Origin of the sequence: Cognatundibacterium rugosum (genome assembly GCF_014284365.1) — a bacterium.
In the GTDB taxonomy this organism is placed as follows: Bacteria; Pseudomonadota; Gammaproteobacteria; order Burkholderiales; family Burkholderiaceae_D; genus Undibacterium; species Undibacterium rugosum.
Genome location: NZ_JACOGG010000013.1, coordinates 65,274 through 81,946, shown reverse-complemented (window position 1 = coordinate 81,946; position 16,673 = coordinate 65,274). Strand labels below are relative to the sequence as shown.

Annotated in this window: 8 protein-coding genes; 3 read left to right on the top strand and 5 right to left on the bottom strand. The window is 54.2% G+C overall.

Annotation, left to right across the window (positions count from 1 at the left end; all coding sequences use genetic code 11):
- Positions 1–28: 28 nt before the first annotated feature.
- Together recB and recC are read right to left on the bottom strand one after the other, a co-directional pair.
- Positions 29–3,643, bottom strand: coding sequence for an exodeoxyribonuclease V subunit beta (recB, locus tag H8K47_RS12860; RefSeq protein ID WP_186881820.1), 3,615 nt, complete (start codon positions 3,641–3,643; stop codon positions 29–31).
- Positions 3,640–7,170, bottom strand: coding sequence for an exodeoxyribonuclease V subunit gamma (recC, locus tag H8K47_RS12855; protein WP_186881819.1), 3,531 nt, complete (start codon positions 7,168–7,170; stop codon positions 3,640–3,642). Before recC ends, recB begins: the two co-directional genes overlap by 4 nt.
- Positions 7,171–7,644: 474 nt before the next feature.
- On the opposite strand from recC, the gene H8K47_RS12850 reads away from it, so the two are divergent.
- The 3 genes from H8K47_RS12850 (at position 7,645) to H8K47_RS12840 (ending at position 10,617) form a co-directional block, all read left to right on the top strand.
- Positions 7,645–8,538 carry a DUF1186 domain-containing protein gene (locus H8K47_RS12850; protein ID WP_186881818.1) on the top strand — a complete coding sequence of 298 codons (894 nt, stop codon included), beginning with the start codon at positions 7,645–7,647 and terminating at the stop codon, positions 8,536–8,538.
- Between the two features lie 543 nt (positions 8,539–9,081).
- Positions 9,082–10,350, top strand: coding sequence for a dicarboxylate/amino acid:cation symporter (locus H8K47_RS12845; protein WP_186881817.1), 1,269 nt, complete (start codon positions 9,082–9,084; stop codon positions 10,348–10,350).
- Between the two features lie 12 nt (positions 10,351–10,362).
- Positions 10,363–10,617, top strand: coding sequence for a hypothetical protein (locus tag H8K47_RS12840; RefSeq protein WP_186881816.1), 255 nt, complete (start codon positions 10,363–10,365; stop codon positions 10,615–10,617).
- A gap of 77 nt (positions 10,618–10,694) precedes the next feature.
- On the opposite strand, the gene H8K47_RS12835 is transcribed toward H8K47_RS12840, so the two are convergent.
- The 3 genes from H8K47_RS12835 to rdrA form a co-directional block, all read right to left on the bottom strand.
- A complete protein-coding gene (locus H8K47_RS12835; protein ID WP_186881815.1) occupies positions 10,695–11,441 on the bottom strand; it encodes an SLATT domain-containing protein in 747 nt (248 codons plus the stop codon).
- A gap of 75 nt (positions 11,442–11,516) precedes the next feature.
- Positions 11,517–14,321 (bottom strand): antiviral RADAR system adenosine deaminase RdrB, encoded by a 2,805-nt coding sequence (gene rdrB, locus H8K47_RS12830; protein WP_186881814.1) that lies wholly within the window; start codon positions 14,319–14,321, stop codon positions 11,517–11,519.
- A 7-nt stretch (positions 14,322–14,328) separates the two neighbouring features.
- Positions 14,329–16,617 (bottom strand): antiviral RADAR system adenosine triphosphatase RdrA, encoded by a 2,289-nt coding sequence (gene rdrA / locus H8K47_RS12825; protein WP_186881813.1) that lies wholly within the window; start codon positions 16,615–16,617, stop codon positions 14,329–14,331.
- Between the last annotated feature and the right edge of the window lie 56 nt (positions 16,618–16,673).

Genomic DNA, 16,673 nt, shown 5'->3' with positions numbered 1-16,673 from the left:
TACAAAAAGACGACATCAGACGCCTCACTTACCAACTGGTTTGGGCTGGAAACAGCTGATCCAGCTGCGTCAGCAAAGCGGCGTCCGGCGCGATACGGATGCAGCCGGCCGTGTCAGCATGAGCCACACCGCGCATGAAGTAAAACAGCGCACCGCCCAGATGCTGTTCCGGCACATATGCATCGCCCATGCGCTGCCTGAGCAAACGGTGTAAGGCCAGCAGATACAGCACGCCCTGCACATCATAACGATGATGAACCAGACATAGCTGCAAAGCCTGACTGTGATAGCTCGCATCATTCGGGCCTATGGTATTGGACTTGTAATCCATCACCCAATAGCGGCCCTCATGACAAAACACCAGATCCTGAAAACCGCGCAACATGCCATGCATATCACGTTCACTCAAGGCAGGACGCGCCAGCCCTGGCAATACATGCTGACGACAAAGCGCATCCAATTCCGCACTGAGTAAGCCACTGGCCGGAAACCAGAATTCCATTTCAGGCACACATTGCTGCAACGCAGACAGCGAACACCCCAATGCGGGCAGCTCGCGGCTGCAGACTGCGGCCAGCCAGGCGATCACATCGTCCTGTCTGTGCGCCCAACCAGCGCGTTCGCAACGTTTTTCCATCACAGCGCGATAACGTTCGCTATACACAAAATCAAAGCCTTCACCGGCCAGCCATTCCAGCTGTTCATGCAAAAACTGTCCCGGCACCGGACCGCGCGGAAAGCGGTGCCAGGGGCTGTCCTGTACTTGCTGCCAGGATGCGGCATCATCGACTTCTGACAGCTTTTCCATCAGCGCGCTATGCGCTTGCCGGGTTTCACCCAGTCCACGGGTAATCGAGGTATAACTGGCGACACTCCAATTGCGTTCAAACTGTGCCGAGTACACGGGCGCATCCTGCAATACAGGAGCGGCCTGCTGGCGCATCAACCTGCTCAGGCCGGGTTGCGCACTGCTATCCTGTGCGGCGATCGCGCTGTTGACGAGTAAGGGCTGTAGCAGTTGCGCGAGTTGACCCGCTTCTATCGCATTCCCCGCATTGAGCAAATAACCGAGCGCAGAATGCTGAAAGCGCCCTTTTTGCGCCGTCACGCCCATCCACAATGCATGCCGGGGTCGCGTCAGCGCCACATACAGCAAACGTAAATCTTCCTCCAGCCGCGCCGCATCGGCGAGTTCCAATACTTCTTTGCTTTGTGTCAGATCCAGTTGTGTCACGCCATCGGCATCGGTATAGGTCAGCAATTTCCCGGCACGGCGCGCGACCGGGCGTGCTGCTGCGGCAAACGGCAAAAACACGATAGGGAATTCCAGGCCCTTGGATTTATGGATAGTGATGACCTGTACCAGCTCGGCATCACTTTCCAGCCTTAGTACCAGCTCATCGGCACCGCTATCAACAGGGTCATGCATCTGTTCCGCCAGCCAGCGTATCAGCGCCTGTTCGCCATCCAGTTGCTGACTGGCCGATTGCAGTAATTCCGCCAGATGCAGCATATCCGTAAGCCGTCGTTCGCCACCAGTTTGCGCCAGCAACGTGGCTGGCAAATGCAGCTCATGGATGAAACGGCGCAACATCGCGAGTATGCCCTGGCGCTGCCAGATACGATGCATCTGTCTGAGTAATTCCGTTCTGGCTTCCCAGGCCAGGTCATCGCTGACCAGCGTCGCCAGTTCCTGCAGCGACAGATTGGCACTGCGGGTGGCATAGGCGGCACGTGCAGTCGCCGCCTGCATAGGGTTCGCAATCGCCTGCAGCCACAACAGCATATCGCGTGCTTCATCGCTGTCGAAAATCGAATCTTTGTCCGATAAATACACACTGGCCACACCACGCTGTTGCAAGGCATGCCGCACGGCTCTGGCTTCACTGCGGTCACGCACCAGAATCGCAATGTCTGCCGGTTTCACCGGCGTCAGTTGTTCATCCTGACGAAAACCGGCGTATGCATCATTGAGCAAGCTGACAATCTGTTCAGCGCAAACGGCGGACACATGGCGATGCAGTTCGTCTTTACTCATGTCCTGCTGCACATAACTGAGCGTCATGGCGGCCGGTGTCCCTGCCGCAGTCACAAATGTTTCCGCCCTGCCCCTGGCTTGCACCGGTTCAAAAGGCAGCGGATTGCCTTGCGCTGTGCGGTAACGAAAGGCCCCGGCCGGATAACCGGGCTGAGCAGCATTGCCTTCCGCCAGTTCAAACAACTGATTCACCGCCCCCACCAGCGCCGCCGAGGAACGGAAATTCGTATTCAACACATAGTGACGTCCACTGGTGGCACGCCGCGCATCCAGATAGCTGTGGATGTCGGCACCACGGAAGCCGTAAATCGCCTGTTTAGGGTCGCCAATCAGAAAAATTCCATGCGGCGTGTCAGCATCGTGCAAGCGATACAGCAAATCAAAAATCCTATACTGATCGGGCGAGGTGTCCTGAAACTCGTCAATCAGCGCAACCGGATGCTGGCTGCTCATACGGCGCGCCAGCGTCGCTCCGTTGGCCGATTCCAGCGCCAGCCGCAAACGTTGCAGCATATCGGCAAAACCAAACTGACGGTTCATTTGCTTGAGCTGCTGCATGCGCTGGGCCACCCGCACTGCCGCATGTTTGAGCATCACATGCTGCACTGGTTCAAATGCAAGCAAGGCTGCCTTCAGTTCGGGGAACAGGCTAGCCGCCTGCGGCAACACGGCAGACTGATCTTTTTTAAAGCAAGTCTGCAAATTGTCTGCATTGAGCCTATCGCAACCGTCCAGAAAACGCTTATCAGGAATTATTTGCTGTGCCTGATCCAGCCATTGCTTCGCGCTCTCAAAAAACGCCGCCAGCGTCGTTTTGCGCAAGCGGTTGCCATTGAGGATGGCGCTATGCTTTTCTAACCACAGCTGTAATTCCTCCAGCAGCGCACGCCACTGGCTTTTCAATTGCTGTACGCTGTTCTGCTCGGTTTCACGTTTATCGGCCAGCAATTTAGCGAGTGACACTGTGCCCAGTTCTGCATAACGCTCTGCATAATGCAACATAGGCGGTATCGCGCTGCGCAAGGCATGCACATCGGCCCAGGCCTCTGCCACCTGGGCAAATACAGTCGCAGGCAGCGGATACACTTGTTGCCGCCAGTAATCGCGCACCGCATCATCGAGCAGACTGGTTTCGCTGCTGATCAGTTCTTCATCGAACAGGCAGCCGCTGTCGAATGCGTGTTCACGCAACATACGTTGGCACCAGGCATCGATAGTAAAGATCGCGCATTCGTCCATCGCTTCTGCCGCCATCATCAGCATGTGTGCGGCTTGCAGCGCTTGCTGCGGCTCACGGTAGCTGTCGCTGAGCGCCTGCAAAAACGGATCGTCTTCCACGCCCGGCTCACCGCGAAAATACGCAGCGGCCTGCACCAGACGCTGGCGAATGCGCTCAGACAATTCACGGGTTGCGGCGCGGGTAAAGGTCATGACCAGGATTTCGGTCGGCAACAAGGGACGCCCGTATCCATGCTCGCCACCATGTCCAAGCACCAGACGGATATACAGCGCGGCGATGGTCCAGGTTTTACCGGTACCGGCACTGGCCTCGATCAGACGCGCGCCGCGCAAAGGAAAATCGACTGCATGTAAAGGCTGACTCATGATGCAGCCTCCCCGACTGACTGATGGGTGTTTTGTTCTGTCGCTCCGCCATCCAGCGGCTGCAAAGACTGCAGCGGCTGTACCTGTACCGCACTCTGTATCCAGTCCAGCACAGGCTGATATAAAGTTCGGCTCAGTTCTTCCCAATCGGGTTCTGCCGACAAGGCAGCGAAATCCGGCCACATGCGATGCAGGCAGCGGTCCTGATTTTCACCGCTCGTGGTGTAACTGCCGTCATAGCACTCTTCAGGATTTTTCCCGCTCAGTAAAGCAAACGCGGTTTTACGCGCAACCGGCAAAGGCTGCTGGCAAGCGCGCTGCCAACAGGCGAGCACACTGTCCAGCGTCTGCAGCGCATCCTGCTGCGACAGCGGCAGGCAATACAGCACAGCATCGCGCCCAACCAGATAAGCAGGAACGGCCACACCACAGGCTGCCGACACCAGTTGCCGCAACCAGTAAGGCAAACAGGCATCCGGCCGCACCTGCAGTTCTTCGCCCTTAGCCTGACACAGATTAGCGGGCGACATCGCAAGCCACACAGTGTGCGTGCCGTCAGTCCACAACTGATCCAGCCAGTCCTCGATCTGCACTGTCGGAAAATTCAGCGCCAGCGCATGTTTGGCGGCTGGTTGCGGATAGCGCGCGCACAGGCGCAGCCATTGCTGACGTACCGGCACCAGCTGACTCAATAACTGCTGCTGCCACCACTTGCCCATTTGTCCGACCGGGAACACGCCTTCACGCGCCAGGCGCTCTATGTTGCGTTCCATATCCGGCTGCACATCGGCCAGGGTCTCGCGATCTCCATCATCCTGCAACAGCAACTGGGCGAACTGATATTCATCCAGCCGGTTCAGGCTGAAGGGTTCTTCATCGGCCGACACCAGTTGTTGTTCCGGGAAGCTGACTTGCAATCTTTGCCGGAAAAAATACGTCACCGGCTGGCGCATGAAACGGCTGAGCTCAGACAGATTGAGGCGGTAACCAGGCTCCATCGCGGCCAGCGCAGTGAGCGCATTAGGGTTGTCAGCCGTCACAGATTCCAACGCTTCGGCTTCATGGGCGGCGCGCCATTCACGTGCAAAAGTCAACGGCCCACCTGCTTCAAAATAACGGCGACTGAAAGGCTGCAAGGGATGCTCGCTGGTCAGACTGGCCAGATCGAGATCCCAGCCAGCCGCCAGATAATCACGCAATTGCGCCACCAGCACAGAAGGAGGCTGCTCCGAATTATCGCGGATATTGCGGCCCACCCAGCTGATGTACAGACGTTCACGCGCAGCCAGCAGCGCTTCCAGCATCAGATAGCGGTCGTCATCGCGACGCGAGCGGTCACCCGGGCGCTGGGTGCCGGGCAAGGCCAGCAAATCAAAATCGGCATGTTGAGTGCGGCGTGGATAATCGCCATCATTCATGCCCAACAAACAAATCACACGGAAAGGCACGGCTCGCATGGGCATCAAGGTGCAAAACGTCACACCGCCCGATACAAAACGCTGGGTCAGATTGCTTTCCTCGACCTGTCCTAACCAGGCTTCGCGCATGACTGCCAATGGCACCGGCTGCTCAAATTGCGCAATCTCACAATCATCCAGCCAGCTTTGCAAGGCTTGTTCCAGTTGCGCCAGCGAGAGCTTGTCGCGCTCCGATTCAGGTGCAAAAAAAGTGCTCAGCAAACTACGTGCACGTTGTGCCCACACAGCCGGTGTGGCGGCTTCACTGAGTACGGTACGCCATACCATCAGCTTATCCAGCATATCGGCCAGCGAACCGGCCAGTGCCGCATCCAGACCTGCGATTTCCGGATAAGGCTGGATCGCATCAAAATCCACCGCATCGCCATTCGCATAGCCGAGTAACATGCGACGCACGCCGAACAACCAGCTATTCTGTTCACCGACCTGACCCAAGCCCAGACTCGCACGATGGCTGGCATCCAGCCCCCAGCGCACACCGGCGCCTTCTATCCAGCTGCCCAGACGCGGCAAGTCAGCTTCTTCCAGGCCGAAACGCGCCGCAATCGCAGGTACATCCAGCAAATCACGGATTTCACTTTGCAGGCAACGCTGCTGCGGCAAGCGCATCAGCCATTCCAGCGCGATATATAAAGGATTGATCTGACGCTCTGTGGTATCGGCGATTTCATACGGAATATAACGTGCATCCTGACGCCCATACTGGTCAAACACGGCTTGTATCGCTGCGCTGAACTGCGCAATATCCGGCACCATCACCACGATATCACGCGGACGCAGCACACTGCCGTCGGCATCAGACGGCGCCTCCGCCAGCATCAGCAACAGCTGGTCATGCAAGACCTCCACCTCTCGCTGCACGCTGTGAGCGATATGGAATTGCACAGAGCGGTCATCGGCAGCCAGCGGCAGGTGCGCATGTTCAGCCAGCGGCAGCAAATCACGGATCGCTGCCTGCACCTGTGCCAGCAAATGCTGACCGGGTCCTTCACTGAATAAATCCAGCCTCAGATTTTGATAGCTGGCGCGGGTCGCATTGGCATCGTCAAACTCGTCCAGCATGCGGATGAAATCGCGTCCCATGCGACCCCAGGCGGCCAGCAGCGGATGGCTGTGGCTGTGCAATTCTTCAGGTGGAATCTGGCTCAGGTCGCGACCCTCGCGTAACTCCTGACGATGGCGATTCGCACGCAGCAATTCCCTGCCCTGAATAATATCGCCCCAATAAAACTGGCAGGGATTGGCTACCGCAATCACGACCTGAGTATGCTGGGCCAGTGCGCCCAGTGCTTCCAGTGTCTGACGTGGTAACGCAGACAAGCCAAACACCACGATGCGGCGCGGCAGGGTGGGCTTAGCATCGTGCTTTGCGTCAGCCGTTGCAGCAGACGGCAAATCTGAAGCCGCATCTGGCATCAAGGCCTGCAAAAAATGCTGATGCACATGGGCGCGGCCACCGTAGCGCTGCTGCTCATCCACGCTCTGCATCACAGCGCGCCATAGGGCAGCCTGCCAGGCCTGATCCGGCGGCAAAGGCAAAGCCGGTCCCGCTGCACAGCGCAATGCATCGTGCCCGGCATCCCAGTCTGCCAGCCAGTCAGAACGAAACACCTGATAACCGTCGAACAAATCGGCTAGTTTTTGCGCCAGTTGCAAGCGCCGTTCCGGCGCGCCATCTGCCAGAAAATGGCGTAAAGGCGCAAACACCTCCTGCGTCAATAGCTGCGGCAGCATATGCATCAGACGCCAGGTCAGCGAGGATTTATCAAACGGCGAACGGCGTGCCACTGCCTGTGGCCCCAGCACGCTGCGGTAGGATTCCCACAAAAAACGCGCAGGCAACATCACGCGGGTCGCGGCGCAAATGCCATTTTCAGCGGCCAGCGAAATCTTGAGCCATTCCGCCACCCCGTTCGATTGCACGATAAAGGTTTCCTGCTCCAGCACGTCTAATGGTTGCTGTCGCAGCCAGCTGAAGATTGCCGCGCCTAGTTGTTCGAGCTGATTGCCATGTATCGCGATCAGGCCGGGTGTGATAGTTGAAGCCATCTGTATGCTTAGTCCTTACCTGCATGGTGCAGGCATCAGAAATTGAGTATCTTGGTCTGTTGTTCGGTTAGCCGGATGCTGCCAGCCGTGAGGCAAACCGCCGCTTAGCGCCAGCACCTCGTGCAGTTTGAATATCTGTGCAAATATACAGTGTCGGTGCTGCTTATGACAATGACAAATACCGATCTGGCGCGGCTTTCCTGCAAGCGCCAGTCAACCCTGACTGCCAAACTTAGCTGCCTTACACGCAACGCTAAGCAAGATCAGCCAACCAGCACGCCGTCCATGCCAAAGCACGATCAAACAGGCGTGGAACAGCAGACTGAGTATCTGCACCAAAAAGAGGGGATGTCACAAAATTCAACAGGTGCAGCTGTTATACTGAGCGATTAGCTGTTTTTTCACGATACCGGATGCTGTGTTTCCCTGGCGTCGTGCAGGATAGCCACATTTTACTTTCCGAATCTGTTAACTATGTCTTCCATCTGGCCTGTGCTGCGCGAGCAACTCGAATTTTTTTCCTCACCTTTTCCGCGTGCGGCAATTGCGCTGGCAGAGGAGAATAAAACGGAACTCGCGCCCCACCTGACGGAAATCTTGCAACAGGTCGCGACCACCCCGGCTATCACCGAAAACGGCGAGTACATGCTGCATATGTATGCGATGCATTTACTGGCTTCATGGCGTGACAGCAGCGCCTATGCGCCTATGATCGCGATGGGCAGCTACAGCGATGAAGTGATAGAAAGCATGATGGGCGACGTGGTCACAGAAACCTATGGCCGCTGCCTGGCTTCGGTCTGCGATGGCAATGTCGCACCACTCAAAACCCTGTTTGAAAACACCGGCATCTCGATCTGGTCGCGCACCGCCGCGCTGATCGCCTGGCAGGTACGCGTGATCGCGGGTGACAATCCGCGTCAGGAATTGCTGGAATACCTGCAGACTCAGGGCGAGCTGCTGGCCAATCAGCGCCGTACTGCGAGTGAAGGCGATGCCGTTTTATTAGAAACCATCGTCGATGTCGCCACGGCGCTGTGTGCCAAAGAAATGGCCGATCAGGTCAATGGCTGGTTTGCCGACAAATTGCTGGACCCGCAGATGAGTGATCAGGACTGGTTCAACGAACATATCGCCGCCGACTTCCATGCCAGCCGCGCGCTGGAGCTGGAACATGGCAAAGGCTATATCCACGACGTGGAAAAAGAAATGGGCTGGTGGGACAGCTTTCAGGAAGTGAACAAACCTAACTTCCGCCAAACCTATACCACCCAGACCATACGCAAAGAAGCCAAGATAGGCCGCAATGATCCCTGCCCTTGCGGCAGCGGCAAAAAATATAAGAAGTGCCACGGCGTCAACGTCTGAGTACTGCGCCCCTTACAGACCTCAGGCGCAGACCTGAGGTAAGCGCAGTACAGCACAAGACAGCACTCATCATCATTCCAAAGTAACAGACTACGTATTCACACATGCAGTCTGCGACGACAGCACAGAATGCCTGCCGGCATACAAGCCAAGCCTGGCTTTTTCTTAGCAAAAAGCTCTAAAACACCTCAAAAATCAAATTTCATCCGTTTTTTTCGACAATTTCCGTTTAAAACAACGGGCAATTGTGGTTTTCCCCAATATGGTGCATCTGCGCTTAGTGCCATGATGCGACCCCATTATGTTTATCCTCAAACTCTCTCAGAAGAAGTCCGGAAAACAGACTAAACCGACCAATCGGATCAGCACCCACATCCCGGTGACCTGAAGTCGCGCGTTCAGTATCCCTGAACGCTCATCAAGCCGATTCATGAATTTCAGCTGTGCCGCAACGCGTATGCAATGTGTCGCCACTGAGGCTCATTGCGTCATTCCCTAACATAACGAGAACGCAGCGCAATCTGCCTCTCACACGGAGCATGTATGAAGAAAAAATCGATGACCCCGCTCATCTTTGTTGCGATGCTGGCTGGTATCGCAGTCGGCTATGGCTGCCATGAAACCTGGGCTGGTAGCAAATTTGCGACCGAACTCGCCGGTTACTTTTCCATTTTCACCGATGTCTTTCTGCGTCTGATCAAGATGATCATCGCGCTGCTGGTATTCTCAACCCTGACCATCGGTATTGCGCATCTGGGTGATACCAAGACGGTAGGCCGTATCGGCGTGAAAGCCATGGGCTGGTTTATTATCGCCTCGCTGGTATCGCTGTCTATCGGCATGCTGTTATCAAATGCGCTGCAATTAGGCGCACACCTGAACCTGCCTTTGCCTGAAGTCGGCACTGCCACCAATCTGAAAACCGCTGCGTTCTCGCTCAAGGAATTCGTGAACCATCTGGTCCCAAAATCCCCGATGGAAGCAATGGCAAATAACGAAATTCTGCAAATCGTGGTGTTCTCGCTGTTCTTCGGTTCTGCGCTGGCTGCGATGGGTGAAACCGGTAAAAAACTGACCAGCGTGATAGATGAATTGTCACACGTGATGCTGACTATCACTGGCTCCATCATGAAAATGGCACCGGTAGCGGTATTTGCAGCGATGGCATCGGTCGTCACGACTCAGGGTCTGGGCGTGCTGGTCACTTTCGCTAAGTTCATGGCAGGCTTCTACGCGGGCCTGGGCATTCTGTGGACACTGCTGATATTTGCCGGTTTCCTGTTCCTCGGCAAATCGATTTTCCATCTGATGAGCCTGATACGCGAACCTTTCCTGCTGGCCTTTTCTACTGCAAGCTCGGAAGCGGCTTATCCTAAGATTCTGGATGCACTGGACAAATTCGGCGTCAAACGCAAAATCTCCAGCTTCGTACTGCCTATGGGTTACTCGTTCAACCTCGATGGTTCTATGATGTATTGCACCTTCGCGGTACTGTTCATCGCTCAGGCTTACGGCATAGAATTGTCAACCAGCACCCAGATCACCATGCTGCTGCTGTTGATGGTGACCTCCAAAGGAATGGCGGGCGTACCACGCGCTTCGCTGGTGGTAATTGCTGCGACCCTGAATCAGTTCAATATCCCTGAAGCCGGTCTGTTGCTGATCATGGGCGTGGATCAATTCCTCGACATGGGCCGCTCCGCGACCAACGCAGTCGGCAATTCCATCGCCGCCGCTGTGATCGCGAAATGGGAAAACGGCATAGAAACACCGGTTCATCTGGAAGCTGTAGCGACTAAAAAAGCTGCGTAATTTCCTGCTGAATTGAACGACAAAAAAGCGAGCATGGTGCTCGCTTTTTTTATGTACTGTTTTGTGCAGCAGGCTGTGCGCCTGCCTGTGTGTTTCAGTAAACGCCTTCTCTTTGGCAGCTGTCATTTAGCTGCTGCCATCTGCTCGCAAAAAACCCAGCCCCAAAATTTCGTCATTCCCGCGCAGGCGGGAATCCAGCGGCATTACGGCGAAAGTCACTGGATCCCTGCCTGCGCAGGGATGACGGTGGCGGTGATTAATATTTAGTTTTTAGTGTTTTGTACTTGCGCCACAGAACAGCAATTCAAGCACTGCGTACATCCACCGCTGCCACCTCTGCCAACTCAGCCACCAGTCGCAGCACCCTTCTCTTCCACTTGCTTAGGTGTGGTCGCTTGCAAGCCCGCCTTAAACGCTGCCGTCCATTGCTCAGTCTCGATCTGGATGATGCGATGGCGTGCGCGGGATACGCGGATCAGCTCGGCCATTTCCTTACCCAGATCGGGCTGACCGACGTGTAAGACCTGTATCGTGAGCCAGTTCAGTTCAAATTCTTCGCGCAAACGCTGCAACTGTTGCTGCGCCAGTACAAAGCGCATCCAGGCTTCGGCGTCACCATAAAAACGTTCGTACGCATACAGCGTCGCCGTCAGGGCTATCAGTACGGAGGTCCACATCGGCGATATGGTCTCCCCTAACACCGGCACCATCCAGGCTGGTAAATGCATCTGCGTCAGGGATGGAATCACGGCAGACAAGCCACCTGTCGTAATCATCGCAATCCGCAAGCGCCTGGCCGTTGCGCCGCGCTGGGGTGCCTTTTCTGCATACCAGGAAATCGAGGCATCAATCTCGTCTAAGACTTTTGTTTTCGCCGCTTCGATCAAGCCCATCGCGTCAGTATTAAACGGCACTTCCAGCAGTGCCGGATCAACGATAGGCGCCAAATCGGTGCCTGCGTCAGCGGCTGGCGCCGATACCACAGCAACATCCGCTGCGGTATCGGCGACTGGTTCAACAGCCCCAATTGCAGTAAGCGCAGTGGTGTCATTTTGATTCTGCGTATTCACAGCTAAATCGTTTTCAGCCATCGTTTATCCCATTTCTTTTTTATTTGAGTTAAGAGTTAAAGCATAGTTAAGCACTAATCATCAGCGCCAAACGTGTCATACACGCTGGGTCCACACAGCCTGATGTTTGCGGCGGAATTCCTGCACGCCGGTTTGGCGCAGGCGTTCGGTCCAGCTTTCGGCATCGGTGCGGGTGGCGCCATGCTCCATCGCAGCTGCGCGCAGCAAGGCAAATTCGGTTCTGAGTGTGGTCGGCATAATGCCCGGGTCATCAGTATTAATGCAGACCTTGATCGGGCCACGGCGCAAGCCAAAGCGGTTGGCCGCTTCGCCCGGTCTGAGTACGCTTTCTGAGACCGGATACCATCTGAATACCGGATGTTCACTGAAACGTTCCAGCCTTGCGATATACACATTGCTGGTCAGATTCACCTCTATCATCAAGCCACGCGCATCGTACAGATCGAGCAGATAATCCTGCAAGGCTTCCATAAATTCCAGCTCGGTTTCCGTATGCTGATCGCTCAGGGTGCCCAGCGCATTTAAAGCTTGCTGTTGCCAGCGGCTGTCGCTGTGTTCAGGTACGCTCAGCGAGACTCTGACCTGAGGCAAAGCCGCATGGCTCTGGCGACAACCCCAGGCCGGTGCTGGCTTGCCGCCCTTTTGCATCTCTAACCAGCGCGCGCGGTCGCGGAACAAACGTACATCGGGCAAATAGCCCGATACTGCCTCAGCTGTACTTGCATCCACCTGTAACTCCGCAGGTGGTGTACAAGGCTTCATCAGCTTATAGCGATCCGGTAATGCCTGCGCCGATTCTGCATCACAAATGCCAGACAACTCGGCCTGCTTCAATTGCCAGCTGCAATTGCGGCGTAACTGCCAGGCTTTGAATAAGGTTTCCGGATGGGTGCCCGTGATATGCGCTTCGGCCTTGCAGGCAAATTGTTCATGCGCGGCTTTCAGCATACTGCCCGGCTGCAGCCAATCCAGACAAGCCGGATGCATCCACGGCACATAGCGCAAAAAGCGCCGTATGCGTCGCTCCAGCATAGGCATGACTTGCGCCGCTAAGGGCAGGCGCTCTGCCATCACACCCGCATAATGCCAGGCCCAGACCAGATTATCGACATGCTCATCGACCGGCACCACCATGTCACCATGACGCTGCAGCCAGTCGCGCGGACGCATGCCCAGTGCCAGCGCATGTCCCAGCCTGTCGCCGGAACGCATCTCGCAAAACTGGACGGTTTCATCCAGATGGCGCATGCCGGAATAAGGATGGGCATAATCCTCACCCGCATGCACACTCAAATGCAAGCCCGCGACAGGCGCCTGACGCTCTGCCTGATGCTGCAAGCCCTGACGCAGCCAGCGCAATGCGGGTGCATAGGTTTCGACCCGCACCAGATTTTCATCACCAGCCACATCCAGGCCGCGCACCCAGCGCACAGGCAGCAATTGGCGGCGCATATCCTGCGGCAAACGGCTGCTCAGGCCCAGTAATTCCGGCCTGTCCCAGCCCGCCTGCGACAGGCATTGTTCGCGCAATTGCCGCGCCTCACGCCACACCAGTTCCGGATGATGTTGGAATTTAGGGATGCGTAAAAAATGTATACAGAAATGCCAGCGATCCATCAATGCACGATACGCTGCAGCCTCGTCCGCTGGCAAAGGCGCCAGCCCTTGCGGCGCAGCCACGCCAGTCGCGCTGGCAAGCTGACGTAACCACAAACCGATTTCTTCCGGTTTGAATTTGGAACGCGTTACCTTGAGCTCTGCCACATCGTCAGGATGCTGGAACAGCACTTGCGCGGCATTCAGATGATTGGGTTTCTGCTCACCCCAGCGCAATGGCCTGTCGTAATAAGCCACGAAGCGCGTCAAGCCTTGACCATCCATAATCAGCTCGCGCCGCAAGTGCATCAGACGATTCACAAAATAAATGATGAGCACACGCAGCGCGTAAGGGCATTGCGGACTTTGATACTGCCGCCACAGCCAGATCAGCAGCCATAACCAGGCTTGCGCAACGCGCCCGGCCAGCATCGCGACTGCCATTTGCTGACGCAGCCAGGCCGGATCGCATACCGACGCATGCACGCTTTGCTGCGCTATCAACTGCCAGTCGCTACACCGTTGCGGCTGGGTACGCCAACGCTCGCCCAGACTATCTTGCAGCAGCAAATTGAGCGCGGCATCGCATGTTGGTTCTGCCCCATACTCATAGGACTCAGGCAGCCAGCTCGCGCGCGTCAGCAAAGCATGCAGCACACGCTGCAGTTCACACAAAGTCGAAAGCTGAGGATGCTGCTTAAGGTGATCTCCGTCAGGAGCCAGCACCCCCAATAACAGAGCGAGCCCGCTGGTATGCACGCCGCCCAAATGCACATGATTTTCCGCGACGGCATTGCCATCGACTACCGCCGGACTGAACAAAGCCTGCTGCTGTCCCACGATGCGCTGCATATCGTGGGTAGTCAGACTATGCGGCGACATCAGATGCTGCGCAAACTTCCAACCCACCACCAGCGCCGGATCGAGCTGCGCACAAAAGCGCACATAATCCTGCTCCTGCCCATCGCGGTAACGCACCGCATCACCATCTTCAATGAACAGCTGTTCGTACAAATAATCCAGGCTGCTGAATGCAGGACCACGCAAGGCCATTTGCGGCCACACGATTTGCAAACCATGCCGGATTTCATTCAGACGAAAACGCCGCGGCCAGTCTCTGTCCAGGTCAGCCTGCAACACGTCCAGACAGGCAGCGTGAAAATGGCTGATCTCCATCAGATGGCGTGGGTCGGGGCTGAGCAGGTGTTGTTTGATGAATTCTGCAAACTGGGGACTGCAAAACACATTGGCGATTGCAGTTTCAAACAAAGCGGCCTTTAACATACGGCGCTCATTTTTTCACGCCTGCGACTTCTTCTAACAGTTTTCTTAAAGGATGCATGTAGAGGGCACCGGTAAAGCCTCTCACACCAGGCCTTACTTCCCATTTTTTATCCCCACCAACGAGGAAAGGTTGAATGTTCGCCTGAAACAGTAAAGCCTTTTCGAACTCCCCTGTATCATAAGGCGATGAGAATCCATTCAAGTTCACTACGGCACCCGCCGAGAAATATTCAAAACTTCCCATTGCTGCACAAAATGTTCTAAACGCCTGCAAACCCCACATTGCCGTATTTTGCATGGTATTCAGGCCGCCAGCGGCATCGTTAATAGGGTCGTTTCGAACCATGCTGAGCTGCGTAAAAAATTTATTCATTACGCGATATATTAATAATCCATTCGGAACGTTATTCACTTCACGTAGATAAATTTGTTTCCAGTTCTTGATACTCTCAACTAAATCATAAAAACTTTTTCGCCAACTTTCTGTTCCGTCAAAAGTTTTTGGCAATTGAACATTACTTCCCTCATCATCGATCAATGCTTTGGTGCCAGAAAAAGAAACCAGGGAATAAAAGGGTGTGCGCTGCAGCAGTTGTTCAAACTCATGTTCAATAACTTCATCCATCATACTTAACACAAGAAGCTCAAATATCCTGCCAACAAATACATAACGAGTACTATTTGTTGCCGAATAAACTTGATCAACTACCATTAACTTTTGTACGATCTCCACCTGATCAGCGGGTACTTCGCAATGATCAAGGGTACGCAGCAATGGGAATCCACGATCCGGTAATGGATAAGACAAAATTGTCTTATCGGGCAAGCTATTAATCCAGTAGGCGTCTTTAATCCTATCAGCAAGATGTCTTTCCCAATTCACCCTCAATCCCGGCACTTCAGCATCATTTCGGAATTCAGGCTCCTGATGCCTTAATGGTTGAAATAAGGGGGTATCGAAAATGGATATTGATCTAGCTGCGTGTGCATTCTCCCTAAGCGGCCCGGATTCCCGCCAGTATTGAGTAGCCTCCATCAGCAGCGCAACTTCTGGCGAATATGAGCCTCGCTTAAATAATTGAGTCAGTTTCTTATTGAATGCAAAAAATAATGAGTTAAACCTAGGATTTGAAAATTCTCCAGAATTACCCAGAAACAATAAGTTTTTATTTTTTTGCGTTGGGTCTTTTGATGGTTTTTCTAAAATTACTTCTCGATAATCATCTAATTGAAGAATTTCATCCTGACAGGCGAAAATCAGCTGAGTTAACTGACGCACCGTCTCAACTGGAAATTTTATCTGGCTATTTTCAAAGCCATTGATGCCACAATTCAGCACAAACCATAACCAGCCGGATAAATCACGTAAAGAAAAAAGAGCACCCCTACTTCTTTCTGTAAGCATGATGTCGGCATTATTCATGTGAGCCGACACTGCAGGTACACGTAAGCGTTGCGCAACGGGCAGTAATTTACGCTGATATTCCGTTGCGAGTTCCTTCGCGCGTTCAATAGCCTCGCCTGTTTCTACGCTGCTGGCCGACGTAATCCCCTGATGAAAATTCCGCCAGATGACTTCGTGATACAGCTCCAGATCGCCTGACAACAACGGAACTGCATATGGAGTGGCCAGATATTTACGCACGACTTCTAAATTTTTGAATGCATGCTGCAAAGAGGTATCCACATCATCGATAGGAAAAACAATCATGTGTTTTCCCGTCATTTGCAAGGCGCAATAAAACAGTTTGTGCACCTCATCTGCGACGCTGTGATTTCCTATGAAGGCGCGCAGCTTATCCAAGCCATATTGTTCTTTTTGTTTTTGTGTACCTTCCAGTGCATTTCCTAAAGCTTGTAACTGCTCAAAAAAAGCGGTGGATTTTGCGTTTGGCTGCGCACTGGCTGCTTTGACCTGCTTATCACGCAACAGGGCTGCGACGATGATATTGAGGAATAAGTCATCATCATTTTCTAACAAGGTGGGATCAACTGGTTTTAAGATCAGCAGCTTGTCCCTGAGCGCCTCTCTGGAATCCATATAGGTATTCAGATTCACTAAGATTGTGCTCTTTCCTGTGCCACGTCCACCGTCTATCAGTATGGTGTCATGCGCGCGAAATTCATCCAGTTCAACCATGCGGGTATCGGCAGGCAGTTTTGCCAGACTTTCTTCCAGAAAATCCGCAATACTTTCGTACACATCGCGCGCCAGCAAATTCTCTGTTTTCGCTTGCCTTGCCTGTTCACCCTGATCAATGGGAAAGTAGATGATGTTTTGTTTATTGTCGCTCATGACTTTTGCCGGATTTCGATACAAAACAGCAACTATATGTCAGGCATAGTCAGTTT